The sequence below is a fragment of the Corynebacterium mycetoides genome (assembly GCF_900103625.1).
Lineage (GTDB): Bacteria > Actinomycetota > Actinomycetes > Mycobacteriales > Mycobacteriaceae > Corynebacterium > Corynebacterium mycetoides.
The window spans coordinates 181,317-204,312 of the sequence record NZ_LT629700.1 but is presented as its reverse complement, the minus strand read 5'-3'; the positions used below and the strand labels follow the sequence as shown (position 1 = coordinate 204,312).

Below are 22,996 nucleotides of genomic sequence, written 5' to 3'. Positions count from 1 at the left end.
CGCACCGTTCGCGGCCCGCTCGAACTTAGCCCGGCTCTCATCGAGATGCTTGGCGGCAGCCTCGGACTTAGAGGCTGAGCCCTTCAGACTCTCCCCGTTGAGGTTCACGCTCATACCCGCGAGAGTGGACGCGATTCCGGCGAGCAGTTCGCTGTTCTCGTTCGACTCCGGCGGCGGCGACGTTGAGGTCAGCTGATGCGAGATCGCGGAGAGCTGCTTCTCCTGCTCCTCGCTGTCCACCTTCACGAACCCCGCGAGCTTCTTCTGCTGCTCGGTCAGCGTGGCGATCCTCGTATTCTGCGCCTCGACGGCGGCGAGGATCGAGGTCAACAGCTCCATCGTCTCCGGACTGCCGAGCGGCTGCGGCGACTGCACGGGCCCGTTCTGCTGCTTCAGCCTGTCGAGCGCTGCGCTCATGTTCCTGCTCCATCTGCTGCTGGTGGTAGTCGAAGAACGCCTGCGCGCCCTCCGGGGTGAAGTCCGCCGAGAGTGCGCTCGTGCGCTTGCGGCGCTCGGCACGCCCGGACTCGCCGCGGCGGTCCTCGATGTAGAGCGTCCAGGTCTCCTGCCCGGCGCGTTTGCCCTTCTTGCTGACGGGGCTGTGCAGCCGCATCCGTGGCACCCGATCCCCGTCATCACCGAGCTGCTGGTTCTGCTCCTCGATCACCGAGACCAGACCGGCCTTGTCCACCGCGCGGGGATCGGCCAGTGCGGCGCTCATCCGGTCGCCCATCTCGCGGTCGAGCGACCCCTCGGCGAAGTCTTCGCGGCGCAGCTCCCAGTCCTTCGGCGCGTGCTCCAGCCGCTTCACGACCGAGAGCCCGTGCTCTCGCATCAGCTCGTCGTTCGCCGACTGCACGCCCTTCTGATTCCCGGCCTTGCGGTCGTGGAACGTGCGATAGTCCGAGAGCGCCTTTCCCGTGCGGTTGTTGTGATTGAGAACCAAAATATGGTTGTGCGGCTTCTTTCCCCGCCCATCCACGTGACTGACGACGAGGCAGTCGGAATCCGGGTGCATCTTCTTGGCGAGCTGGTAGCCCAGGTCGTTCACCCGCTGCACGTGTTCGGGGTTCTTCGGGTCGAACTCCTCGTCGCTGAACGACTGGCGGTAGTGCAGCGCCTCGACCTCGCGCGTCGTGTTCTGCGTGAGCGCCCGTGCGCGCGCCGAGAACGCGCCGGGGCCTCCCGGCACTTCGCACGTGATCGCGACGCCCCGCTCGTCCTCCTTCCCGCGGATATAGTGCTCGGTGTCGGCGGCGCTGGTGCTCGGGCTGTAGTGGGTGGTGCTCATGCGACCGTCCGATCCCCGAGCAGGGCGCGGACCTCGCGCAGCAGCTCGATCAGCTCGGGCACCTCCGACGACAGCGCCACCGCCTCACCGGCACGTGCCCGGTGGTCCAGGTCGTTGACGTTGATCGCCAGCGGGCGGATCTGCGCGGCCAGCTCGCGCGCGTCCGCCGACGCCTGCACACGCGCCTCGACCCCGAGCAGGTGCGCGGCCACGGCGGCGTCCAACTCCTCGCTCCGAGCGGGAGGCGTGGAGGGCATCGCGTACGACGGTCCGCACCCACGTGCTCGGAGCCAGCCCGAGCCGCTCGCGGAAATCAAGGAGTATTTGGAGGTTATCAATGAGAAGCTCGACGTTCTCCTTCGCCAGCGCAGAATTGATGCGCTGGCCCAGCTTGGCGGTATCCAGTACACGATTGAAGAAGCTGACTAACTCTACCGACGCGATAACAGCGTTTCGGCAACCACTTGGTCGAAGGTCGCCCACCTAGGATCAGAGCTGAATGGCATCGAGTCTTACGCCATCGAACAACTCGATGACGCAGTTGATCAACTTCGGAAGCAGAAGAACAACTCCAAGAAACTTGAAACCCTCCTAGCTGGGTTGAAAGGCGATCTGCCGCTTTGGCTGGGTGTGGCTGCTCGGAGCATCTACCTCCATGATCGGATGTATGTCTTGGAGATCGCCCACGTGAACGAGTTTGAGCCCCGCCAGCTGGATTCTCACCGAGAGGGAATCCACGACGCGCGCAAGGATCGATTGGAATCGACCACCCGACGTCTGCTCGAGATGGATACAGCCGTCCGTGAGACAGCCAAGTTGAGCAATCAGGTCTGGGTGACCAACCCGATTCGCGCACGCCACATCACTGCTCACGCGAACAGTATTCACGACATTATTAGTGTGTTCGCGCAGCATGTGCGGATGAGTGTGGAGGATGCGGAACGTCTCCAGGTCCAAGGCTGGCGTCAATCTGTGATGTCGCTAGCGGGAGACACGGTCGATGCCGCGAACCGCGCCCGTCAGTCAGCGGTGGATCAGGCGCAGAAGGCCACCGAGAAAATTCGCGACATGAACGACGACCGGCTGCTTGCGAAGGCCGCTGAAATCGAAGCCCGGCGGGAGAAAAAGGAGAAAAGAGCGCTCGAATCAACCGACGACGAAGATCAATCTGCGACAGAAACCCGCACAACGCGACGCGGTTTACGTTTCCGTCGAGACGAGAAGAAAGCATAGAGGTTTTCTCCACGAGATAGGTAGCAGTTATGTTCCTGAGAATCCGTTTGAGCAGCGAGGAAGCATCACTCGTAACGAAGCTTGCGCGTGCTGAGGGCGTAACTGTTTCCGAGCTGTGCTCGATCCGCCATCGCGGAAAGAATCGAAAATCTGCAGGAACTTCGCTCAGCCGTCGAGATTGACTCCGGTAGGAAGTTCACGATGGATGAGATTTACCGGGAGGTCGGTCGCTGAGACTTACGTTGCAACTGGGCTGCGGTCTGGGTTGGTTGACGCAGGACGCAAGAACGTAGTATGGGCGGCATGCAGGACTTGACCATCGCGCCCGGCCCGGGGATCCCCGGCGGCCTCGTCGTCGCCGCGGCGGACCTGTCGGAGTGGTTCGCGAAGGCATCGGGCCCGGGCGGCCAGGGCGTCAACACCACCGACAGTAAGGTGCAGCTCTCCATCGACATCGCGGAATGCGCATCGCTTTCCGACACTCAACGCCGCCGCGCCCTCCACAACCTCGAACACCGCCTGGACGGCACGGTGCTCACCGTGAGCGCATCGACGCAGCGGTCGCAGGTCCGCAACCGTGCCGAGGCGCGGGAACGCATGGCCATCTTGTTGCGCGAGGCGCTCGCCCCACCGCCTCCCCCGCGGCGGAAAACGAAGCCGACGCGCGGCTCGGTGCGGCGCCGTCTCGAAGCGAAGAAGCGGCGCTCGGAGTTGAAGTCGACGAGGCGTAAGCCCCAGCTGCCGTAGATCGGGTCGACGCTGCCCCGCCTACGCAGTCATAGAACGAGCCGATGCGACCACCATCCCCATGACCGATGATCGGGTAACGAAACCTACATCCTACACATCTATGTGCGAAGATGAAGCGGAGATTCGCTCCGAGATTTAGGTTAATCATGGGATTTTTCGCACGACTTTTTGGCAACAAACAAACTTCCGAGAAACCGGCCAAACACAGCGTCCGAGGAAACGCCAGGTTAGCGCCATGGCCACAGAAACCGTTGGAAAAAACTCTCGAGCTACCCGACGAGTCCGGTTTCACTCTTTACGTCTACGATGATTCCGCCTTCTCTTCAGCAAAATATGGAGACGACATCCAGGTCGAGTTCTTCGCTGGGGAAGCCTATTTGAAAAGTAAGAAGTCCGGCTCAGAAATCGATACTCGAGAATCGGACGCTGTCTGCCTACTCCATCGAGGCCACCCCGTAGGAGTCATCTTCTTCGGCAAAGAGCATGCCAAATTCGCCTACACCAATGGGATCCGGCTCCTCGCAAACGCGACCGTCGGGGAAAAGCTCCCCGAACACGGCAACATACGCGGTCTCACGATCCACTTACCCGATTCTTGGACCAAGACCCGCCGACTCATTGAAAACTATGAGCTGAACAAAAGGATCCCTGGCACCGCTCAAACGATTCTTTTTAACGAATGGGACGAAGACGACCACGAGCAACTCCGCGATAGAGCGAAATGGGTGTTCGAAGAAGCGAATTTAGAATATTTACCTGTCCCGAAAGGCTCTTCGGCTAAACCACACATCATCGCTACCTCGACAGATGGGCGGAAGATTTTCCGCCTCACAGCCCGCAATTCGGCGTATCGAGAGGTTGCCTCAGCCATGGAATCATCCAGCAACTATGTGATTTTGGCGAAACGTCACGAAGGTTACGAGGGTTTGGTCGGGTACCGCATTCAGCTAGCCCATTGGTGAAGCAGAGAAGCCCAAAAACCCATAGTTCGCTATTTGCCAACCTGTGAGCGAGGCGCAAATTGACAGGTGGGTTACCGAAGCCGAAAACGGTTACGACGTGGAGACGCTGCGCCGACGAGGCCTTAAAGAACGCAATCTAAAATGGAGGTCCGACGGAGCGCGACCAAGCACGGCATCGAGCCCCGACGCGTAACTACACGTTAAATTTGAACTCGACCACGTCGCCGTCGGCCATGACGTAGTCCTTGCCCTCCATGCGCACTTTACCCTTGGCGCGCGCCTCCGCCATGGAGCCGAGCTCGTCCAAGTCGTCGAACGCGACGATCTCTGCCTTGATAAAGCCCTTCTCAAAGTCGCTGTGGATCACGCCCGCGGCCTTCGGCGCGGTGTCGCCCTGGCGGATGGTCCACGCGCGGGACTCCTTCGGGCCGGCGGTGAGGTAGGTCTGCAGGCCGAGGGTCTCAAACCCGGCCCGGGCCAGGGTCGACAGGCCCGGCTCGTCCTGGCCGACGGCGGCGAGGAGCTCGGCCGCGTCATCGTCGTCAAGCTCGAGCAGCTCGGTCTCGGTCTGGGCGTCGAGGAAGACGGCCTCCGCCGGGGCGACGAGATCGCGCAGCTCCTGCTTGCGCGCCTCGTCCGTGAGCACCGCCTCGTCGGAGTTGAACACGTAGAGGAACGGCTTGGCCGTCATCAGGTGCAGGTCCCGCAGCAGGGCCAGGTCGATCTCGCCGGCCTTGGCGGCGGCGAAGAGCGTCCGGTCGTCCTCGAGCACGGCCTGGGCCTTCTTCGCCTCGGCGGCGGCCGCAGCGGCGTCCTTGTCCTTGCGGCCGTCCTTCTCCAGGCGCGGCAGGGCCTTCTCAATGGTCTGCAGATCCGCGAGGATCAGCTCCGTGTTGATCACGGAGATGTCGTTGGCGGGGTCGACCTTGCCGTCGACGTGGATCACGTTGTCGTCGGCAAACGCGCGCACCACCTGGCAGATCGCGTCGGCCTCGCGGATGTTGGCCAAAAAGGCGTTGCCCATGCCCTCACCCTCGGACGCGCCCTTGACAATGCCCGCGATGTCCACGAACGACACCGTCGCCGGCAGGATGCGCTCGGAACCGAAGATCTCCGCCAGCCGGTTAAGACGCGGATCCGGCAGCTCGACGAGCCCCACGTTCGGCTCGATGGTGGCGAACGGGTAGTTCGCGGCCAGGACATCGTTGCGCGTCAGGGCATTGAACAGGGTGGACTTGCCCACGTTGGGCAGACCGACGATTCCAAGAGTAAGGCTCACGGGGTCACATCCTATCCCACTCACGCCACGCCCCTTGAACCTATCGGGCAAGATGGTGCGGGTGAGCAACGATGAAGCGCAACAGCCACAGGACACCCCGCCGGACCTCGTCGACCGAGGGGTCGTGCTAAACAGCTGGCTCAAATCCGCCGCCATGTTCGCGCTCCGCGTCCTCGTCATCGCGGTGTTCCTCTACGCGCTCAGCCGCCTGGTCGGCGCGTTCTGGGAGGGCATCCTGCCGGTTGTGCTCGCGCTCATCGTCTGCACGGTGCTCGCGCCCATCTCAGGCGCCCTGCGGCGTTCCCACGTCCCCTCCGCGCTAGCCGCCCTCCTATCACTGCTGCTGTTCTTCGGGCTCCTCGGCTTCCTCATCCTGCTCATCGCCCCCGACATCGCCGCCCACTCCCGCATCCTCTACCTCCAGGCGCTCGAGGGCGTCCAGCGCCTCCAGCTGTGGCTGCAGGGCCCACCGCTCAACATGAACCCGGATGAGCTCAACGACGCCGTCAACAGCATCGCGCAGTGGCTGCAGAACCAGGCCGCCACCATCGCGGGCGGCGTCTTCGCCGGAATCGGCACCGCCGCCGGCCTCGTAGTCACCCTCGGCGTGGTGCTGGTCCTGACCTTCTTCTTCCTCAAAGACGGCCACCGCTTCCTGCCCTGGCTGCGCGCCACCGCGGGCGGGCGCCCCGGGCTCCACGCCACCGAGCTGCTCACTCGCGCGTGGAACACACTGTCCGGGTTCATCCGCGCCCAGGCGATCGTCTCGCTTGTCGACGCCTTCTTCATCGGCGTCGGGATCTGGCTCGTGGGCGTGCCCATGGCATTCACCCTCGCCGTGATCACCTTCATCGCCGGCTTCATCCCGATTGTCGGCGCGGTCGCCGCCGGCGCCTTGGCGGTGCTCATCGCGCTCGTCTCGCTGGGCTTTACCAAAGCCCTCATCGTGCTCGTCATCGTCATCGCCGTGCAGCAGCTGGAGGGCAACGTGCTCTCCCCGATGCTGCAGTCGAAGGCGATGGACCTGCACCCCGTCATCGTGCTCGTCTCCGTCACCGTGGGCGGCGGGCTCTTCGGCCTCGTCGGAGCGTTCTTGGCCGTGCCCGCCGCGGCCATGATCGCGGTCGTGTTCCGCTACCTGATGGACGTGATGAAGATCCACTCGGGCGAGAAGCGTGCCGACGACATCGACTACGCCACCCCAGAAGGCCGCGCCATCGCGGACCTGGAGGAGCGCGAATCCGTCTACGAGCGCAAGGAATGGCGCGGCGACCGCGACTGGGCCGCCGCCCCCGTGCCCCCCGAGGAGGCGGTCGCCCCACCGGAGGGAAGCGCCAGCTGGGAGGTGCTGCGGCGCAGCGGGCAGCTGCTCAACCTCGCCCGCCCGAGCCAGCTGCGCAAACGTTTCGGATCGAAAGATTGAGCAGAGTTTAGGGTTAAGTAAGCCCCATGCAGGTTGCAACAGTCCTTGTCATCTTCGTCCTCGGCGTGCTCTTCGGCGCCCTGATCGGCGCCGGCCTCGTCTACGCTCTCACGCGCAGCCAACCAGCGCCAGCCCCGGCGCCGGCGCCTGAGCTGGACATCACACCCGTCTCGCTCGCCCTGGAGCGGCTCGAGGGCCAGCTCGACGAGATGGACGAAGACCGCTCAGTCGCCATGTCGGCTCTGGCGAGCCACGTGCAGGCCATCACGCGGACGTCGACACGCTTGACAGACCGCACTGACCAGCTCATCTCCGCCCTGCGCTCCCCGCAAACCCGCGGCCGCTGGGGCGAGATGCAGCTGCAGCGCGTCGTCGAGCTCGGCGGGATGGTGGAGCACTGCGACTTCGACGTGCAGGCCACTGCGCTTGTCGACGGCGCGCACGTCCGCCCCGACATGGTCATCCGCCTGTCGGAAGGCCGCAACATCGTGGTTGACGCCAAAGTGCCGTTCTCGTCCTACCTCGACGCCCTCAACACCGACGACCCGGAGGAGAAGCAGGGCTACCTGCGCCGGCACGCCCACCTGCTGCGCTCGCACGTGGACACGCTGTCGTCGAAGTCCTACGTCGGAGCGTTCCAGCCCACCCCGGAGTTCGTGGTGATGTTCGTGCCCGCCGACCCCTTCCTCGACGCCGGCCTGGACATCGACCCCCACCTGCTCGACTACGCGTTTTCCCGCGACGTCGTCATCGCGACCCCCACCACGCTGTTCGCCCTGCTGCGCACGGTGGCCCTCGGCTGGCGCCAGGAGGCCGCGACCGAGCAGGCCAAGGAGATCCAGCGCCTCGGGGCGGAGCTCTACCGGCGCCTCGGCACAATGGGCGAGCACTACAACAAGGTCGGGCAGTCGCTGGAACGCGCCGTCGACGCGTTCAACGCCACGCTCGCCTCCATGGACTCGCGCGTGATGGTCACGGCCCGGAAGTTCGAGGAGCTCGGCGTGGTCAGCGCGCGGCGCGCCCGGAATCAGGCCCTGGAGAACATTTCCGCCGCACCGCGGCACGCCGCCGAGCCCTAAATGACCCGTCCCACCCGGTAAGGTGAATCACCGTGTCACACGCCTCTCCCAGAAAACCCCGCGCCACCTTCGAGGGCTTTCCCACCGGGTCAGCCATCGCCATCGTGTGCGCCGCTCTGTTCACCGGAGGGCTGCTGTCGGTGTACGCGGGGGACATCTCCTGGCCGTTCCTCACCCTGTTCGCCGTCGCCACAATCGTCGTGGCAACGGCGGTCAACCCCCGCGGGCTCTTTCTCACCGTCGCGCTGACCCCCCTGCTCTACGCGCTCGCGATCGTGGCAACGGGGTTGTTCATCGCCAGCGGGTCCACCGCGGGCGGAGTCGGGATATCGCGCACGGATGTGCTGGTCATCGCCTACCCGATGCTGCAGACGTTCCCGGTGCTCGCCGCGACCACCCTCGGGGCGGTCGTGATCGCGCTGGTGCGCCTGCAGTTGCTGAAACGGCACAACGAAAACGTCGCCCGACAGGAGAGAGCGGAACGACGCCGCGTGGCGCGCAGCAACCGCCGCACATCCAGCGAGGGGCGCCGGGCGCGGGAACGCGTCACGGTCAGCGAGCTGCAGGAAATCGTCGAGCGGCGGGAGCGCGCCCGCCGCCCGCTCAACGACAACCTCTACGGTGACTAGTCGCTAGACGCGCGCGGCGCGCAGGTCGCGCGGAAGCGCGAACGTAATGGATTCCGTGGTTGTCGTGACCTGCTCGACGTTGGTGTAGCCGCGGTCATCCAGGAACTCGATGACCTCGCGCACCAGAATCTCAGGCACGGACGCGCCGGAGGTCACACCGACGGTTTCCACCCCGTCCAGCCACGCCTCGTCGATCTCGTGCGCGTAATCCACCAAGTAGGAGGCGCGAGAGCCGGCCTCGAGAGCGACCTCGACCAGCCGCTTGGAGTTCGAGGAGTTCTGGGACCCCACCACGATCATCAGATCGCACTTGGGGGCGATGGACTTCACCGCCACCTGGCGGTTCTGCGTGGCGTAGCAGATGTCGTCGCTCGGCGGGTTCTCCAGGTGCGGGTAGCGCGCGTGCAGCTCGTTCACGATCTCCATGGTCTCGTCCACCGACAGCGTCGTCTGCGAGAGCCAGACCAGTTTCTGGTCGGCGGGGAAATCGGGCAGGGAGTCCACGCCGCCCACGCCGTCGACAAGGTGGGTGACCTCGGGAGCCTCGCCGGCGGTTCCCTCGACTTCCTCGTGGCCCTCGTGGCCGACGAGCAGGATGTGGTAGCCGTCGCGGGCGAAACGCTTGGCCTCGTTGTGCACCTTGGTCACCAGCGGGCAAGTGGCATCCAGCGTGAGCAGGTTGCGCTGGACGGCGGACTCGCGCACCGCCGGGGAAATCCCGTGCGCGGAGAACACCAGGTGCGCGCCCTCGGGGACCTCGTCGGTCTCCTCGACGAAGATCACGCCGCGCTTCTCCAGGGTCTCCACCACGTACTGGTTGTGCACGATCTGCTTGCGCACGTAGACGGGGGCGCCGTACATTTCCAGCGCCTTCTCCACGGTCTCAACGGCCCGGTCCACGCCGGCGCAGTATCCACGGGGAGCGGCCAGCAGGACGTTTTTTCCCTGTTCAGTCATGGAACCTAGGGTATCCAAAAGGAGTCTAAAAGGATAGACGGCGCCGTAGCGCGCTAGAATCTGTAGCTTCGCAGGTGGACGAGAAAGGGGGCGCAGATGACGGAACCGAAGAGTTCGCCCGAGAATCCGTGGCCCGTGTCCAAGCTCAACGGCACGGTGAAGAAGTGGATCGAACGCCTCGGCTGGCTCTGGGTCGAGGGGCAGCTCACGCAGATCAACGTCAAGCCCACGTGGAAGATGTCCTACCTCACGCTGCGCGACACCCAGGAGCAGATCTCGGTGCAGCTGACCGCGGAGACGGCACTGCTGCGCTCACTTCCCACCCCCCTGAAAGACGGCGACCGCGTCGTGGTGCTGGGCAAGCCCAGCTTCTACGCGGGCCGGGGGTCGTTTTCGATGTACATCACGGACATCCGCCACGTCGGCGAGGGTGAGCTGCTGGCGCGCATCGAGCAGCTGCGCAAGCAGCTTGCGGCCGAGGGCCTTTTTGACGCTGCCCGCAAACGCCCGCTGCCCTACCTCCCCACCACGGTCGGCCTGATCACGGGCAAGGGCTCGGCAGCGGAGCGCGACGTGATGTCGGTGGCCCAGGCGCGCTGGCCGGCCGTGCGCTTCCGCGTGATCAACACCGCCGTGCAGGGCGCCAACGCCGTGCCCGAGGTGGTGGCCGCGCTCGGGCAGCTCGACGCCGACCGAGACGTCGATGTCATCATCATCGCCCGCGGCGGCGGCTCGGTGGAGGACCTGCTGCCGTTTTCCGAGGAGGCACTGCAGCGCGCCGTCGCCGCGGCACGCACCCCCGTTGTTTCCGCGATCGGGCACGAGCCCGACAACCCCGTGCTGGACAACGTCGCGGACCTGCGCGCGGCCACGCCCACTGACGCCGCGAAGCGCGTCGTGCCGGACGCCGCCCAGGAGCTCGCCTTTATTACGGAGGCGCGTTCGCGCAAAAACGCCGCCCTGCGTGGCTGGGTTCACCGCGAGCGCTCCGCGTTACAGGCCGTGCGCACCCGCCCGGTTTTGGCGGACCCGATGTCCTCCTTGACGCGCCGCCGCGAGGAGGTCGGTCGCGCAGTGGCTCTCATCCGCCGCGACGTGGACTACCTCCTGCGCCAGGAATCCAACCGCGTGGCGGCCCTGCGCTCCCAGGTGGCAGCGCTGGGGCCGTCGGCCACGCTGGCGCGGGGCTACGCGGTCGTCCAGGTCATCCCGCGCGACGGGTCCGGCCCCGAGGTTGTCACCGGCATCGTGCAGTCCCCGCCGGGCTCGCAGTTGCGCATCCGCGTGGCGGACGGCTCCGTCACCGCCGTCTCCATGTCCACCACCCCCGCCGATTAACTGATCAAGGAGTACCCCTTTCAATGTCCGAGAACACCTTCGGCTCCGGCCAGGCCGGCGACAACGCCTTCCCCGACCCCGCCACGCTCACCTACGAGCAGGCGCGCGACGAGCTCGTTGAGACGGTCAAGATTCTCGAGCTGGGCCAGATGAGCCTCGACGAATCGCTGAAGTACTGGGAGCGGGGCGAGGCGCTCGCCAAACGCTGCGAGGTGCTTCTCGACGGCGCCTCCGCACGCGTCGAGCAAGCCATCGGCGGGGCTGAATCGGGCACTTCAGAGTCTTAAGTCTTAAGTGGGTCAGGCGCCCGTCAGGGGCGCCGTGCGCACCGCCGCGCCGACGAGCTCGCGGAACTCCTCCGGCGTCGCGGCGCCGGTGACGAGCAGGCGCGCGTCTCCCGTGTCCACCGCCCACACGTCGCGCACATCGGCGCTGTCGGAGGTGTAGATGCTGGCTACCGCGCCGCCCACCTCCTGCGTCCCGGAGAGCTGGCGGGGATCGGGATCGAGGGACCGGACGGCGTCGTCAAGCGGCGCGCCCGTCTGGGTCAGCTGGAGGTATCCGCCGCCCGGGGTGACCCAGCCGATGACGGGCGCGGGGGCGCCAGCGATCATGCCACGGCGGGCGGAGTTGGTGGTCCACCCCTCCGGCATCTCCGGGTAGCGCACGGGGAAGTCGACGGCGCGCGACTCGAGGTCCAGAAACGATCGCGCGTCCACCTCCTGCACCGGCCCCTGCTCGGGAGCGCCCGGGTCGAACGTGCACAGCCCGGTGAAACCAACGACGACGAGCATGGCGGCGACGATGATCACCACGTTGATCAGCATGTCGCGGCCGTCCTGGAAAATGCGGGGTTTATTCTCGCCTGACACGAGCCTCAGTATCGCATGTCCACCCGCTCACCCCCGAATTGGCAGCGCGGACACCTAAGAATATGCCTTAAGTGTCACAATGGGGGGAAATCTTTGACATTTTCACAACCTCAGGAGGCTGCCTTCGATGACTGACCAGACCGCACGGGACCCCATGAACCCGGACCGCAACCTCGCGCTGGAGCTCGTGCGCGTCACGGAGGCGGCGGCGCTCGCGTCCGGGCGCTGGGTGGGCCGCGGCAAGAAGAACGAAGGCGACGGCGCGGCGGTCGACGCCATGCGCAAGATGATCAACTCCGTGACCATGGACGGCGTGATCATCATCGGCGAGGGCGAGAAAGACGAGGCCCCGATGCTGTACAACGGCGAGAAGGTGGGCAACGGCGAGGGCGCCAAGGTCGATCTCGCGGTCGACCCTGTCGACGGCACGCGGCTCATGGCGGAGGGACGCCCCAACGCCATCTCGGTCATCGCCGCTGCCGAGCGCGGCTCCATGTTCAACCCGACGGATGCGTTCTACATGAACAAGATCGCTGTCGGCCCGGAGGCCGCCGGAAAGATCGACATCACGGCGTCGGTGGCGGACAACGTGCGCGCCGTGGCGTCCGCCAAGGGTGTCAAACCCTCCGAGGTCACCGTGGTGGTGCTCGACCGCCCGCGCCACGAGAAGCTCGTCGCGGAGATCCGGGACGCCGGCGCGAAGGTCCGCTTCATCATGGACGGCGACGTCGCAGGCGCCATCGCCGCGGCACAGGACACGAACTCCATCGACCTGATGATGGGCATCGGCGGCACCCCGGAGGGCGTCATCGCGGCGTGTGCGCTCAAGTGCCTCGGCGGCGAGATCCAGGGGCAGCTCGCCCCACAGAACGACGCGGAGCGTGAGCGTGTTCTGGCCGCCGGCCACGACCTGGACCGCGTGCTCACCATCAACGACCTCGTCTCCACCGACAACTGCTACTTCGCTGCCACGGGCGTGACCAACGGCGACATGCTGCGCGGGGTGTCCTACCGCAAGAACGGCGCGACCACCCGCTCTCTGGTGATGCGCGGCACCTCCGGCACCGTGCGCTACGTGGAGTCGCTCCACCAGCTTTCCAAGCTGCAGGAGTTTTCCGTGGTCGACTACTCTGATCCGACAGAATAAGAAACCCCGAGAAGCGAAACGAACACACGAAAAGGAGTCACAATGGCTGAACAGGAATACCGCATCGAGCACGACACCATGGGCGAGGTCAAGGTCCCGGTGGACGCGCTGTGGCGCGCCCAGACGCAGCGTGCCGTGGAGAACTTCCCCATCTCCGGCCGCGGCCTGGAGTCGCAGCAGATCCGCGCCCTCGGCCTGCTCAAGGCCGCCTGCGCCCAGGTGAACAAGGACATGGGCAACCTGGATGCCGCCAAGGCGGACGCGATCATCGCGGCGGCGAAGGAGATCGCCGAGGGCCAGCACGACGACCAGTTCCCCATCGACGTCTTCCAGACCGGCTCGGGCACCTCCTCGAACATGAACGCCAACGAGGTCATCGCCTCCATTGCGAAGGCGAACGGCGTGGAGGTCCACCCCAACGACGACGTCAACATGGGCCAGTCCTCCAACGACACCTTCCCCACCGCGACCCACGTCGCCGCCACCGAGGCCGCCGTCGAAGACCTGATCCCGGGCCTGCAGGTGCTCCACGCCTCCCTCGAGGCCAAGGCGCGCGAGTGGCACACCGTGGTCAAGTCCGGCCGCACCCACCTCATGGACGCCACCCCGGTCACCCTGGGCCAGGAGTTCTCCGGCTACGCCCGCCAGATCGAGCTGGGCATCCGCCGCATCGAGTCCACCCTCGAGCACCTCGGCGAGCTCGCCATCGGCGGCACCGCCGTGGGCACCGGCATCAACACCCCGGCCGACTTCGGCGCGAAAGTCACCGCCGAGCTCAAGTCGCTCACCGGCGTGAACGAGCTCTCCGAGGCGAAGAACCACTTCGAGGCCCAGGCCAACCGCGACGCGCTCGTGGAGTTCTCTGGCGCGATGCGCTCGGTGGCCGTCTCCCTGTACAAGATTGCCAACGACATCCGCCTCATGGGCTCCGGCCCGCTCGCCGGCTTCGGCGAGATCCACCTGCCGGACCTACAGCCGGGCTCCTCCATCATGCCGGGCAAGGTCAACCCGGTGCTGTGCGAGACCGCCACCCAGGTCTCCGCGCAGGTCATCGGCAACGACGCCACCGTCGCGTTCGCCGGCACCCAGGGCCAGTTCGAGCTCAACGTGTTTATCCCGGTGATGGCGCGCAACGTGCTCGAGTCCGCCCGCCTGCTGGCGAACACCGCCCGCCAGTTCGCCACCAAGCTTGTCGACGGCATCGAGCCGAACGTCGAGCGCATGCGCACCCTGGCCGAGTCGTCCCCGTCGATCGTGACCCCGCTGAACTCCGCGATCGGGTACGAAAACGCCGCGAAGGTGGCCAAGACCGCGCTGAAGGACGGCAAGACCATCCGCGAGACGGTGATCGACTTGGGCTTCGTCGACGGCGACAAGCTCACCGAGGAGGAGCTCGACCGCCGCCTGGACGTGCTGTCGATGGCGAACACCGACCGCAACTAATGCGCTAATTTTGCACGGGGTGTAATGTTGCACCCCGTGACAAAATCGTCAGGTTTACGCGAGCGCAAGCGCCTGACAACGCAGCGCCGCATCACAGACGAAGCCCTGGAGCTCGTCGAACGGCACGGGTTCGACTCCGTGACCGTGGAGGATATCTGCGACGCCGCGGACATTTCGCGGCGCACGTTCTTCAACTACGTCTCGTCCAAGGACGAGGCCGTCATCGGCACCTTCCCGTTCGAGCTTGATGACGCCGCCCTGGACACCATCGCCACCACCCAAACAGACAACGTGGTGGAACTTGTCCTCTCCCAGCTGCGCGAACGCGACCAGAGGCACGACCCGGAGTTGTCCGCGCGCCGCCGCACTCTCTTGGCCGAGGACCCGTCGCTGGCCCACGCCGTGCACACGCGGCGGGTGGAGAGACTGACCGCGTTGGCGGAGAGCGTCGGCAAGCATTTCGAGCACTTCCCCGACGACCGCACACTGGCGGATGTGCCCGTGGAGGTCGAAATCCACGCCATCATCGAGATGTACCGCAGCGCCCTGTCGCTGTACCTGACCAACCCCCACTTCCCCACCGACGGGGAAGCCCCGCTCGCGAGCCTGCGCAGTGCAGCCCGCATCTATTCAGACCTGTGCAAGGAGCTCGCATGGTAACCAAACAACCCCGAATCGGAATTATCTTCGGCGCCCTCATGCTCACGATGCTCATGAGCTCGCTGGGCCAGATGATCTTCGGCACCGCGCTGCCCACCATCGTCGGCGAGCTCGGCGGCGTGGAGCACATGAGCTGGGTCATCTCGGTGTTCATGGTCACCATGACGATCGCCATGCCGCTCAACGGCAAGCTTGGCGACGGCCTGGGCCGCAAGTGGCTCTACATCGGCTCCATCACCCTGTTCGTCATCGGCTCCGCGATCGGCGGCTTCGCCGACACGATGGGGCTGCTCATCGTCGGCCGCGCCGTCCAGGGCTTCGGCGCCGGCGGCATGATGGTCAACTCGCAGGCGATTATCGCCGAGACCGTCCCGGCGCGTGAGCGCGGCAAGTACATGGGAGCGATCGGCGCCGTGTTCGGCGTGGCCTCGGTGCTCGGCCCCGTGCTCGGCGGCTGGTTCACCGACGGCCCGGGCTGGCGCTGGGGTCTGTGGATCAACATCCCGCTTGGCCTGGCCGCGATCGCGGTGTGCACGATCGTGCTCCACCTGCGCACGGGCAGCGACGAGCCGTTGCACTTCGACTGGCTGGGCACCCTGCTCATGGTCACGGCAACGACGAGCACGATCCTCACCACGACCTGGGGCGGAACGCAGTACGAGTGGGGCTCGGCCACCATCGTGAGCCTCATCATCGTGGCCATCGTGTCCTCCGCCCTGTTCGTGTTCGTGGAGCTGCGCGCGGCGAACCCGCTCATCCCGATGCAGCTGTTTGCCAACCGAAACATGGCTCTGACCACCGCCGCGGGCATCGTCCTCGGCTTCGCCATGATGGGCGCGCTGGGTTACCTGCCCACCTACCTGCAGATGGTGCACGGCCTGACCCCGACGGAGGCCGGCCTCATGATGGTCCCCATGGTCATTGGCCTGCTCGTGGTCGGCGTAGCCATCGGGTTTGTCATCGCCCGCACGGGGCGCTACAAGATCTACCCGATCGTCGGCATGGGGATCATGGCGCTCGGCCTGTTCCTGTTTTCGCGTCTCGACGCCTCGTCGAGCCTCGTCGTCCTGGGAACCTACATGTTCATCTTCGGCTTCGGACTCGGCCTGGTCATGCAGGTGCTCGTCCTCATCGTGCAGAACTCGTTCCCGCTCGCGGTGGTGGGCACGGCGACCGCGACGAACAACTTCTTCCGTCAGCTCGGCTCCGCGGTGGGAGCCTCGCTGGTGGGCTCCCTGTTCATCCACAACGTGCGCCGCAACCTGGAGGAGCGGCTGCCCGCCGAGTTGCTCCCCTCCGGCGGGGGGTTCAACAGCCTCACCCCCGGGTCTGTGGCGGCGTTGCCGGAGCCGCTGCACACCGCCGTGGTCTCGAGCTACAACGACGGCCTGACACCCGTCTTCCTGCTCATGGTGCCAATGACGCTCTTCGCATTGGCGCTCCTCCTGCCGGTGAAGGAAGAGCCGCTGAAGGAGACCCTTTCTTAAAAGGGGGTTACTGGGAAGCCTGCCGGCTCTTCTCGTCGGGAGTCGGCAGCAGGAGCTCGTAGACGTCGGTGTCGCGCCACTGGCCCTCGAGTTCGCCGTACGTCATTTTCGCCATCTGGCTAAACGTCCCCACCTTCACAAAGCCGCGGGAGACGTGCAGCCGGGCCGAGCCCTCGTTCTCCGGGAAAATCCACGAGTGTATGGACCACTTATCCAGGGCGATGCAGGTCTCAATCAGCTTGTCTAAAAGCGCGCCGGACACCCCGTTGCCGCGCGCGTCGGGGTGGATGTAGATGGAATCCTCCACCACCCCGTGGAACACGCTGCGTGTCGACGCCTTGGCGGCCGACACCCAGCCGAGGATCCGCGCGTCGTCCTCGACGTCGACGGCAACGAAGACGGTTTCCATAATCTTCTTGTAGCGGAACTCCTCCCAGTTCTGCCCCTTCGTCTCGTACGTCGCGTGACCCGAGTGCAGGCCCATTTCATAAATCTCCCGGACCTGCGGGTAGTCCTCGGGGCGGATGGGGCGGAGCTGGAAACCGTTTCGTGTCGGATCTGACATGGTGCCTAACTCTAGTGGGTGACGTTCACGTTCGCCTGGAACAGTCCGTCCTCACCGCGGGTCCACTCGATGGTGCCGTGCTCAAACTCCTGGACCCAGCCGGACTGGTCGGGGAGCTGCGTCTCGGCGGCGACCGGGAAGCCGAGCCCCTGCTCGGGCTCGACGGTGGTCAGCCAGTTGTTGGCGATCTCGCCCCAGGTCGGCGCGCCGCCCGTGTTCTCGTTCCACGTGACGTAGTGGCCGTCGTCGTACGCGACGATCCAGCCACCCTCCGTCTCCTCGACGCTGAGCGGCTCGCCCCACTCGGGCTGGGCGTGGGTGTCCATGGCCTCCTTGACCCCGGCGGGGACCATTGCCTGCGCGCCGTCGGCGGTGGTCACCGGCACTGTGCCCGCAGTGGTCTCGGTGCCCTCCGGAGCCTCAGTCGTGGTCTCGGTGTTGGTCTCGGTGTTGGTCTCGGTGGCGGTTTCTGCGACGGTCGTCTCCTCCGAGCCGCCTTCGGTGGAGCACGCCGTCAGGCCGGTGGCCAGGGCGGCGGCCGCGAGGGTTGCTGTGAGCTTGCGGTTGATAGTCATATATCAAGCCTTTCTTATTAGAAGAACACTGTGCGAACTCCAGGTTAACGATATTTCCTCGTCCGCGCTTTTCGCGGGGCGTTGCGCGACGATCTGACGCTGCGCCCCTTCGCGATTCCGACGAAGTCCTGCACCGCGTCCCCGTCGTCGGATTTGCGCCACACCAGCGCCACCGGGGTCGTCTCACCCTCCACGTCCAGCACCGTGACCTGCTTCTTGGACAGCGCCTTGAGCAGCGGCTTCGGGGCGAACGCCACCCCGACATTCGCGGCAACCACCTGTAGCGCAGCGCGCAACTGGTCTATCTCGGCCCCCGGCGCGTAGGCGAAGTTCACCGGTTCGTCGGCAAGGTCGTCGATAAGCACGCGCTCCCCGAGTTCCGCATAGAGCGACCCTTTGGGCACCGCGACCCCGGGGGCCTCCTCGTAGAGGATCACCCGGTGGTGCTCCTCGCTTACGCGCGCATCCGGAAGCCGCATCAAGGCAACGACGCACTCGCCGGCCTCAAGAAGCGACAGCGGGTCGTCCGCGCCGCGCGCGTCCAAGCCGTGGTCGGTGGCCTCGAGGTAGCGCCGGAACCATTTGCCGGGCTCGGTGCCGGTTGCGAAAGCGAGTGTGAGCATGCCTGAATGCTACCGTCGGAGCCATGACTGACAAGCCCACTGAGCCCACCGAGCCCACCAGGCTCGCACCGTCCGGCACCGCCATGAAGCCGTCGACCGCTGCGGACAAGCTGGGGATCTATCTGCCGGCCGCGCCCGAGGAGTTCCGCGACAGCGCGGTCACCCACGCGCAGCTGCGTGAGCTCCAGAACAACCCGCCGGAGTGGCTGCGGCAGCTGCGCCTGACCGGGCCCCACCCCCGCCCCGAGGTCGCCCGCAAGTTGGGGATTTCCATCACCGCCCTGAAAAAGAACGGGATGGACAAGCCCTTGACCACCGAGGAGATCGCGCAGCTGCTGCAGGACCAGCCCGAGTGGCTGCGCGCCGCCCGAGAAGCTAGAGCATCTTCCAGCTCTCCAGCTTCGGGTACAGAGGGTACTTCTTAGCCAGCTTGTCGACGCGCGCGCCCAGCGCCTCGCGGTCCGCACCCTCGCCCTTGATCAGCGTCTCGGCGATGATGTCGGCGACCTCGGTGAAGTCCTCGTCGCCGAACCCGCGGGTGGCCAGCGCGGAGGTGCCGATGCGCAGGCCGGAGGTGACCTTCGGCGGGCGCGGGTCGAACGGCACGGCGTTGCGGTTGACGGTGATACCCACCGCGTGCAGCAGATCCTCCGCCTGCTGGCCGTCCATGTCGGAGTTGCGCAGATCCACCAGCACGAGGTGAACGTCGGTGCCGCCGGAGACGACATCCACGCCGGCCGCCTTCGCGTCCTCGCGGGTCAGGCGCTCCGCCAGGATGCGGGCGCCACCCAGCGTGCGGGTCTGGCGGTCCTTGAACTCGGGCGTGCCCGCGATCTTGAAGGCGGTCGCCTTCGCTGCCACCGCGTGCATGAGCGGGCCGCCCTGCTGGCCCGGGAACACGGCGGAGTTGAGCTTCTTGTACAGCTCCAGGTCGTTGGTGAGGATGAAACCGGAGCGCGGTCCGCCCAGCGTCTTGTGCACGGTGGAGGACACCACGTGAGCGTGCGGCACCGGGGAGGGGTGCAGCCCGGCGGCGACCAAACCGGCGAAGTGCGCCATGTCCACCCACAGGTAGGCGCCAACCTCGTCCGCGATGGAGCGGAACTCCGCGAAGTCCTGCTGGCGCGGGTAGGCCGACCAACCGGCGATGATCACTTTCGGCTTCACCTCGCGGGCCTGGGCGCGCAGCTTGTCCATGTCGATCAGGTGGGTGTCCTCCTCCACCTGGTACGCGGCGACGTTGTAGAGGCGGCCGGAGAAGTTGATCTTCATCCCGTGGGTGAGGTGGCCGCCGTGAGCCAGGTCGAGGCCGAGGATGGTATCGCCCGGCTCCGCCAGGGCCATGAGCACCGCCGCATTGGCCTGGGCACCCGAGTGCGGCTGGACGTTGGCGTACTGCGCGCCGAACACCTCTTTCGCGCGGTCGCGCGCGAGGTCCTCGATCACGTCGACGTACTCGCAACCCCCGTAGTAACGGCGGCCCGGGTAACCCTCCGCGTACTTGTTGGTGAGCACGGAGCCCTGCGCCTGCAGCACGGCGCGCGGGACGAAGTTCTCGGACGCGATCATTTCCAGCGTGTCGCGCTGGCGGCCGAGCTCGCTGACAATCGCGGCGTGGACTTCGGGGTCGAGCGAGGCGAGGTCCTGGTAGCGCACATCTTCAGACACGGTATCCGGGTCCTTTCTTCTTGTTCGGGAGTCTCTTTCGGGGAGCCTTTCGAGCTAGTATATGCAGCGGGTGACACAATGGTGCCCATGTCCCGCGCTGTCGATTCCAGCCCGTACGTTGACTTCCACCGCGACGACTGGCGCCAGCGCCGCGCGGCGATGCCCCAGGTGCTCACCTCCGAGGAGTTGGCCCGTCTCGCCGGCATCGGCGAGAACATCGATCTAGGTGAGGTCGCGGACATCTACCTGCCCATCTCCCGCCTCATCCACCTGCGTGTGGAGGCCGCCCAGCGCCTCAACGCCGCCACCGCGACTTTCCTGGGCGAATCGATGCGGGTGCCGTACATCATCGGCATCGCCGGCTCGGTGGCCGTCGGCAAGTCCACCACCGCCCGCCTGCTGCAGGTTTTGCTCCAGCGCTGGGATTCCCATCCGCGGGTGGACCTGGTCACCACCGACGGTTTCCTCTACCCCACCGCGGTGCTGCGCGAGCGCCGCCTGCTGGGCCGCAAGGGCTTCCCCGAGTCCTACAACCGCCGCAACCTCATGCGGTTTGTCACCGACGTCAAATCGGGCGCGGGCGGGCTTAAGGCGCCCGTCTACTCGCACAAGCTTTACGACGTCATCCCGGACGAGCACCAGCTCGTTGACAAGCCCGACATCCTCATCATCGAGGGCCTCAACGTCCTGCAAACAGGCCCGACGCTCATGATTTCGGACCTCTTCGATTTCTCCGTCTACGTGGACGCGAAAACCGAGCACATCGAGCAGTGGTACATCGACCGCTTCCTCGAGCTGCGCACCACGGCTTTCAAGGAGCCGGGCGCGCACTTCGCCAGGTTCGCCGAGCTGAGCGATGCCGACGCGACTCGCGAGGCCCGCGAAATCTGGCAGTCCATCAACCTGCCGAACCTGGTGGAGAACATTTTGCCCACCCGCGTGCGCGCCTCGCTGGTGCTGCGCAAAGGCGCCGACCACTCAGTCGAGCGGGTGCGGATGCGCAAAATGTGAAGGGCTACTTGCCGAAGCGGCGCGAGCGCTGGGAGTAGTCGCGCAGCGCGCGCAGGAAGTCGATCTTGCGGAACGCCGGCCAGTACGTGTCGGTGAACCAGATTTCGGAATAGGCGGCCTGCCACAGCAAAAAGCCGCTCAGCCGCTGCTCGCCTGAGGTGCGGATGACCAGGTCGGGGTCGGGCTGGCCGGAGGTGTAGAGGTTGTCGCCGATCGATTCGGCGGTCACTTTCCGGGCGATTTCGCCCGCGGGGGTGCCGGCGGCGATTTCGTCGGCGATCAGGGTGCGCACGGCGTCGACAATCTCTTGGCGCCCGCCGTAGCCTACCGCGATGTTGACGCTGAGCCCGCCCTTCTCGGAGGTCGCCGCGGCGGAGCGCTGCATGCCCGCCGCGACGTCGTCAGGCAGCAGCTCGAGGTGGCCCACGAGTTTGATACGGCAGGAGTAGTCCTCCGCCGCGAGCTCCTTGACCACATCGGAGATGATGGCGAAGAGAAGCTCGACTTCCTCGGTGGTGCGCTGCAGGTTTTCGGTGGACAGCAGGTAGATGGTGATGACGTCGATGTCCATCTCCGCGGACCAGCGCACCAGTTCCCCGATCTTCGCGGCGCCGGCGCGGTGGCCGTGGGACACATCGGTGTACCCCGCCTCGCGCGCCCAGCGGCGGTTGCCGTCCGCCATCACGGCGATGTGCCGCGGCCGCTTCTTGCCGCGCAGCTCGCGCTTAAGCCGGGCCTCGTAGAGAGGGTAGAGGACTTTCTCCAGCACGCTCACCCCTCCGCTCTACTTTTCTGCGCATATGTGATGTCCCGTGAAGTACAGGTCTTTACAGGTACTGCGTGCGGCGGCGGTCCGACACTCCCGCCTCCGCCATTGCCTTGTCCACAGCCTCCTGGTCGAAGGGGTCAATACCGTGGGTTTCGGCGAACATTCGGCGCCGGTTGAAGCGCGAGAGCCGGCGGTGGAAAGCGTACCCCAGGCTCAGCACCACCACCGCCAAGGCGACGATGATGAGCATCCCGATCGGGGACGCTTTGCCGAACTCCGGCCCCACCGGTGTCTGCGGTGGCGCCTGCGCCACGACCGCGATCGTGGCGGATGCGATGTCGCTCATCGGTCATCCTCCATCTGTTCCAGGCCCGCGAACAGGTCGTCCTCCGGCAGGTGCGTTGTCACGCGCGTGCGTGCGAGCTCGAACTCCTCAGTCGGCCAGACCGCCTGCTGGTCTTCCACCGGGCTAGCGAGGAACGCCCCGGCAGGGTCGATCTGCGTGGCGTGCGCCGTGAGCGCCTCGGCACGGTTGGGGAAGTAGGCGCTGCACTCGATCCGGGTGGTCACCCGGCTCATCACGTCGGCCTCGTTTTCCTGCCACCGCTTGATCATGTTCCCGTACGGGCTGGGCTTTCCCTGCTCGAGCAGCCTGTCGTGCAGCAGCATCATGCGCTGCAGGATGAACCCGTGCGAGTAGTACAGCTTCAGCGGGGTCCATGGCTCGCCCGCCTCCGGCGCGAACTCCGGGTCCCCGGCCTTGTCCCACGCCTCCATGGAAATTTCGTGCACCTTGAGGTGGTCGGGGTGCGGGTAGCCGCCGTTCTCGTCGTAGGTGATGATCACGTGCGGGCGGAATTCGCGGATGGCCGCCACCAGCGACGTCGTCGCCTCACGCGTATCGACGAGCGCGAAACACCCCTCGGGCAACGGCGGAAGCGGGTCGCCCTGGGGAAGCCCCGAATCCTGGTAGCCCATCCACTCGTGCTCGATCCCCAGCGCGGCGACCGCGCGCGCCATCTCCTCCCTGCGCACCTCCATCATGTTTTCCAGCACGCCGGGGCGATCCATCGCGGGGTTAAGAATGTCGCCGCGCTGTCCGTCGGTGCACGTAATCACCTTCACGCGGTGGCCTTCCGCCGCGTAGCGTGCCATCGTCGCCGCGCCCTTCGAGGACTCATCGTCGGGGTGGGCGTGGACTGCCATCAGGCGCATTCGGCATCTCCAACCATCTA

The 22,996-nt window shown here is 65.9% G+C and carries 27 protein-coding genes; 15 read left to right on the top strand and 12 right to left on the bottom strand.

Going from position 1 to position 22,996, the window contains the following annotated elements:
* Nucleotides 1–67: 67 nt before the first annotated feature.
* Together BLS40_RS01095 and BLS40_RS01090 are read right to left on the bottom strand one after the other, a co-directional pair.
* Nucleotides 68–1,291, bottom strand: a complete 1,224-nt coding sequence (locus BLS40_RS01095; RefSeq protein WP_092147631.1) for a relaxase/mobilization nuclease domain-containing protein — start codon at nt 1,289–1,291, stop codon at nt 68–70.
* On the bottom strand, nt 1,288–1,548 hold the full coding sequence (locus tag BLS40_RS01090) for a hypothetical protein (RefSeq protein WP_231908477.1): 261 nt from the start codon (nt 1,546–1,548) through the stop codon (nt 1,288–1,290). The genes BLS40_RS01095 and BLS40_RS01090 overlap by 4 nt, the downstream gene beginning before the upstream one ends.
* Between BLS40_RS01090 and BLS40_RS01085 the strand changes: the two genes are divergently transcribed.
* From BLS40_RS01085 to BLS40_RS10910, 4 genes are all read left to right on the top strand, one after another.
* The gene (locus tag BLS40_RS01085; RefSeq protein ID WP_092147628.1) at nt 1,538–1,720 is read left to right on the top strand and encodes a hypothetical protein; all 183 of its coding nucleotides are present in this window, start codon (nt 1,538–1,540) and stop codon (nt 1,718–1,720) included. The genes BLS40_RS01090 and BLS40_RS01085 overlap by 11 nt on opposite strands.
* 171 nt (nt 1,721–1,891) lie before the next feature.
* Nucleotides 1,892–2,524 carry a hypothetical protein gene (locus tag BLS40_RS01080; RefSeq protein WP_231908476.1) on the top strand — a complete coding sequence of 211 codons (633 nt, stop codon included), beginning with the start codon at nt 1,892–1,894 and terminating at the stop codon, nt 2,522–2,524.
* A 303-nt stretch (nt 2,525–2,827) separates the two neighbouring features.
* Nucleotides 2,828–3,271 (top strand): alternative ribosome rescue aminoacyl-tRNA hydrolase ArfB, encoded by a 444-nt coding sequence (gene arfB / locus BLS40_RS01075; protein WP_092151999.1) that lies wholly within the window; start codon nt 2,828–2,830, stop codon nt 3,269–3,271.
* A 149-nt stretch (nt 3,272–3,420) separates the two neighbouring features.
* Entirely contained in the window at nt 3,421–4,236 is an 816-nt protein-coding gene (locus BLS40_RS10910) for a hypothetical protein (RefSeq protein WP_157672422.1), read from the top strand.
* Nucleotides 4,237–4,429: 193 nt separating this feature from the next.
* On the opposite strand, the gene ychF is transcribed toward BLS40_RS10910, so the two are convergent.
* Complete coding sequence (gene ychF, locus BLS40_RS01065) at nt 4,430–5,515, bottom strand: redox-regulated ATPase YchF (protein ID WP_092147625.1); 1,086 nt, start codon at nt 5,513–5,515, stop codon at nt 4,430–4,432.
* A gap of 61 nt (nt 5,516–5,576) precedes the next feature.
* Here ychF and BLS40_RS01060 point away from each other — a divergent pair, with 61 nt between their 5' ends.
* From BLS40_RS01060 to BLS40_RS01050, 3 genes are read left to right on the top strand one after another with little or no spacing between them, the layout of a single operon-like run.
* Nucleotides 5,577–6,938, top strand: coding sequence for an AI-2E family transporter (locus BLS40_RS01060; RefSeq protein WP_231908475.1), 1,362 nt, complete (start codon nt 5,577–5,579; stop codon nt 6,936–6,938).
* 26 nt (nt 6,939–6,964) lie between these two features.
* Nucleotides 6,965–8,017 (top strand): DNA recombination protein RmuC, encoded by a 1,053-nt coding sequence (locus tag BLS40_RS01055; RefSeq protein WP_092147618.1) that lies wholly within the window; start codon nt 6,965–6,967, stop codon nt 8,015–8,017.
* Between the two features lie 32 nt (nt 8,018–8,049).
* The gene (locus tag BLS40_RS01050) at nt 8,050–8,646 is read left to right on the top strand and encodes a DUF6542 domain-containing protein (RefSeq protein ID WP_092147615.1); all 597 of its coding nucleotides are present in this window, start codon (nt 8,050–8,052) and stop codon (nt 8,644–8,646) included.
* 3 nt (nt 8,647–8,649) lie between these two features.
* On the opposite strand, the gene BLS40_RS01045 is transcribed toward BLS40_RS01050, so the two are convergent.
* Nucleotides 8,650–9,603: a 4-hydroxy-3-methylbut-2-enyl diphosphate reductase gene (locus BLS40_RS01045; RefSeq protein WP_092147612.1), complete on the bottom strand. Its 954-nt coding sequence runs from the start codon at nt 9,601–9,603 to the stop codon at nt 8,650–8,652.
* A 96-nt stretch (nt 9,604–9,699) separates the two neighbouring features.
* Here BLS40_RS01045 and xseA point away from each other — a divergent pair, with 96 nt between their 5' ends.
* A complete protein-coding gene (gene xseA, locus BLS40_RS01040) occupies nt 9,700–10,941 on the top strand; it encodes an exodeoxyribonuclease VII large subunit (protein WP_092147609.1) in 1,242 nt (413 codons plus the stop codon).
* A 23-nt stretch (nt 10,942–10,964) separates the two neighbouring features.
* Nucleotides 10,965–11,228 carry an exodeoxyribonuclease VII small subunit gene (locus BLS40_RS01035; protein ID WP_092147606.1) on the top strand — a complete coding sequence of 88 codons (264 nt, stop codon included), beginning with the start codon at nt 10,965–10,967 and terminating at the stop codon, nt 11,226–11,228.
* Between the two features lie 12 nt (nt 11,229–11,240).
* Here BLS40_RS01035 and BLS40_RS01030 read toward each other — a convergent pair whose 3' ends face one another.
* A complete protein-coding gene (locus tag BLS40_RS01030) occupies nt 11,241–11,813 on the bottom strand; it encodes a DUF4245 domain-containing protein (RefSeq protein WP_092147603.1) in 573 nt (190 codons plus the stop codon).
* 127 nt (nt 11,814–11,940) lie between these two features.
* On the opposite strand from BLS40_RS01030, the gene glpX reads away from it, so the two are divergent.
* From glpX to BLS40_RS01010, 4 genes are read left to right on the top strand one after another with little or no spacing between them, the layout of a single operon-like run.
* Nucleotides 11,941–12,960 carry a class II fructose-bisphosphatase gene (gene glpX / locus BLS40_RS01025; protein WP_092147600.1) on the top strand — a complete coding sequence of 340 codons (1,020 nt, stop codon included), beginning with the start codon at nt 11,941–11,943 and terminating at the stop codon, nt 12,958–12,960.
* 42 nt (nt 12,961–13,002) lie between these two features.
* Nucleotides 13,003–14,403, top strand: coding sequence for a class II fumarate hydratase (locus BLS40_RS01020; protein WP_092147597.1), 1,401 nt, complete (start codon nt 13,003–13,005; stop codon nt 14,401–14,403).
* 36 nt (nt 14,404–14,439) lie between these two features.
* Nucleotides 14,440–15,063: a TetR family transcriptional regulator gene (locus BLS40_RS01015; protein ID WP_157672421.1), complete on the top strand. Its 624-nt coding sequence runs from the start codon at nt 14,440–14,442 to the stop codon at nt 15,061–15,063.
* Nucleotides 15,057–16,550, top strand: a complete 1,494-nt coding sequence (locus BLS40_RS01010) for an MDR family MFS transporter (protein WP_092147591.1) — start codon at nt 15,057–15,059, stop codon at nt 16,548–16,550. Before BLS40_RS01015 ends, BLS40_RS01010 begins: the two co-directional genes overlap by 7 nt.
* Before the next feature lie 7 nt (nt 16,551–16,557).
* On the opposite strand, the gene BLS40_RS01005 is transcribed toward BLS40_RS01010, so the two are convergent.
* Genes BLS40_RS01005 through BLS40_RS00995 form a run of 3 tightly spaced genes read right to left on the bottom strand, consistent with a single transcriptional unit; the run spans nt 16,558 to nt 18,313 of the window.
* Nucleotides 16,558–17,115 (bottom strand): GNAT family N-acetyltransferase, encoded by a 558-nt coding sequence (locus BLS40_RS01005; RefSeq protein ID WP_092147588.1) that lies wholly within the window; start codon nt 17,113–17,115, stop codon nt 16,558–16,560.
* A gap of 11 nt (nt 17,116–17,126) precedes the next feature.
* Nucleotides 17,127–17,690 carry an LGFP repeat-containing protein gene (locus BLS40_RS01000; protein WP_092147585.1) on the bottom strand — a complete coding sequence of 188 codons (564 nt, stop codon included), beginning with the start codon at nt 17,688–17,690 and terminating at the stop codon, nt 17,127–17,129.
* A gap of 44 nt (nt 17,691–17,734) precedes the next feature.
* Nucleotides 17,735–18,313 carry a LysR family transcriptional regulator substrate-binding protein gene (locus tag BLS40_RS00995; RefSeq protein WP_092147580.1) on the bottom strand — a complete coding sequence of 193 codons (579 nt, stop codon included), beginning with the start codon at nt 18,311–18,313 and terminating at the stop codon, nt 17,735–17,737.
* A gap of 23 nt (nt 18,314–18,336) precedes the next feature.
* On the opposite strand from BLS40_RS00995, the gene BLS40_RS00990 reads away from it, so the two are divergent.
* The gene (locus BLS40_RS00990) at nt 18,337–18,738 is read left to right on the top strand and encodes a DUF5997 family protein (RefSeq protein ID WP_092147576.1); all 402 of its coding nucleotides are present in this window, start codon (nt 18,337–18,339) and stop codon (nt 18,736–18,738) included.
* On the opposite strand, the gene glyA is transcribed toward BLS40_RS00990, so the two are convergent.
* Entirely contained in the window at nt 18,689–19,981 is a 1,293-nt protein-coding gene (gene glyA, locus BLS40_RS00985; RefSeq protein ID WP_092147573.1) for a serine hydroxymethyltransferase, read from the bottom strand. The two genes, BLS40_RS00990 and glyA, sit on opposite strands and share 50 nt — an antisense overlap.
* A gap of 87 nt (nt 19,982–20,068) precedes the next feature.
* Here glyA and coaA point away from each other — a divergent pair, with 87 nt between their 5' ends.
* The gene (gene coaA / locus BLS40_RS00980) at nt 20,069–20,992 is read left to right on the top strand and encodes a type I pantothenate kinase (RefSeq protein WP_092151997.1); all 924 of its coding nucleotides are present in this window, start codon (nt 20,069–20,071) and stop codon (nt 20,990–20,992) included.
* A gap of 4 nt (nt 20,993–20,996) precedes the next feature.
* Here the strand turns inward: coaA and BLS40_RS00975 are convergent, their stop codons facing one another.
* From BLS40_RS00975 to mca, 3 genes are read right to left on the bottom strand one after another with little or no spacing between them, the layout of a single operon-like run.
* Entirely contained in the window at nt 20,997–21,767 is a 771-nt protein-coding gene (locus BLS40_RS00975; RefSeq protein WP_092147570.1) for an isoprenyl transferase, read from the bottom strand.
* A gap of 52 nt (nt 21,768–21,819) precedes the next feature.
* The gene (locus tag BLS40_RS00970) at nt 21,820–22,107 is read right to left on the bottom strand and encodes a hypothetical protein (RefSeq protein WP_092147567.1); all 288 of its coding nucleotides are present in this window, start codon (nt 22,105–22,107) and stop codon (nt 21,820–21,822) included.
* On the bottom strand, nt 22,104–22,976 hold the full coding sequence (gene mca / locus BLS40_RS00965) for a mycothiol conjugate amidase Mca (RefSeq protein ID WP_092147564.1): 873 nt from the start codon (nt 22,974–22,976) through the stop codon (nt 22,104–22,106). Before mca ends, BLS40_RS00970 begins: the two co-directional genes overlap by 4 nt.
* Nucleotides 22,977–22,996: the final 20 nt, after the last annotated feature.

What these genes read in the sequence shown, in the direction of transcription:
- BLS40_RS01095 (WP_092147631.1), bottom strand. Translation starts at nt 1,291, where the DNA reads ATGAGCACCACCCACTACAGCCCGAGCACCAGCGCCGCCGACACCGAG.
- BLS40_RS01090 (WP_231908477.1), bottom strand. Translation starts at nt 1,548, where the DNA reads ATGCCCTCCACGCCTCCCGCTCGGAGCGAGGAGTTGGACGCCGCCGTG.
- arfB (WP_092151999.1), top strand. Translation starts at nt 2,828, where the DNA reads ATGCAGGACTTGACCATCGCGCCCGGCCCGGGGATCCCCGGCGGCCTC.
- BLS40_RS10910 (WP_157672422.1), top strand. Translation starts at nt 3,421, where the DNA reads ATGGGATTTTTCGCACGACTTTTTGGCAACAAACAAACTTCCGAGAAA.
- BLS40_RS01055 (WP_092147618.1), top strand. Translation starts at nt 6,965, where the DNA reads ATGCAGGTTGCAACAGTCCTTGTCATCTTCGTCCTCGGCGTGCTCTTC.
- BLS40_RS01045 (WP_092147612.1), bottom strand. Translation starts at nt 9,603, where the DNA reads ATGACTGAACAGGGAAAAAACGTCCTGCTGGCCGCTCCCCGTGGATAC.
- xseA (WP_092147609.1), top strand. Translation starts at nt 9,700, where the DNA reads ATGACGGAACCGAAGAGTTCGCCCGAGAATCCGTGGCCCGTGTCCAAG.
- BLS40_RS01035 (WP_092147606.1), top strand. Translation starts at nt 10,965, where the DNA reads ATGTCCGAGAACACCTTCGGCTCCGGCCAGGCCGGCGACAACGCCTTC.
- glpX (WP_092147600.1), top strand. Translation starts at nt 11,941, where the DNA reads ATGACTGACCAGACCGCACGGGACCCCATGAACCCGGACCGCAACCTC.
- BLS40_RS01020 (WP_092147597.1), top strand. Translation starts at nt 13,003, where the DNA reads ATGGCTGAACAGGAATACCGCATCGAGCACGACACCATGGGCGAGGTC.
- BLS40_RS01010 (WP_092147591.1), top strand. Translation starts at nt 15,057, where the DNA reads ATGGTAACCAAACAACCCCGAATCGGAATTATCTTCGGCGCCCTCATG.
- BLS40_RS01005 (WP_092147588.1), bottom strand. Translation starts at nt 17,115, where the DNA reads ATGTCAGATCCGACACGAAACGGTTTCCAGCTCCGCCCCATCCGCCCC.
- BLS40_RS01000 (WP_092147585.1), bottom strand. Translation starts at nt 17,690, where the DNA reads ATGACTATCAACCGCAAGCTCACAGCAACCCTCGCGGCCGCCGCCCTG.
- BLS40_RS00995 (WP_092147580.1), bottom strand. Translation starts at nt 18,313, where the DNA reads ATGCTCACACTCGCTTTCGCAACCGGCACCGAGCCCGGCAAATGGTTC.
- BLS40_RS00990 (WP_092147576.1), top strand. Translation starts at nt 18,337, where the DNA reads ATGACTGACAAGCCCACTGAGCCCACCGAGCCCACCAGGCTCGCACCG.
- coaA (WP_092151997.1), top strand. Translation starts at nt 20,069, where the DNA reads ATGTCCCGCGCTGTCGATTCCAGCCCGTACGTTGACTTCCACCGCGAC.
- BLS40_RS00970 (WP_092147567.1), bottom strand. Translation starts at nt 22,107, where the DNA reads ATGAGCGACATCGCATCCGCCACGATCGCGGTCGTGGCGCAGGCGCCA.
- mca (WP_092147564.1), bottom strand. Translation starts at nt 22,976, where the DNA reads ATGCGCCTGATGGCAGTCCACGCCCACCCCGACGATGAGTCCTCGAAG.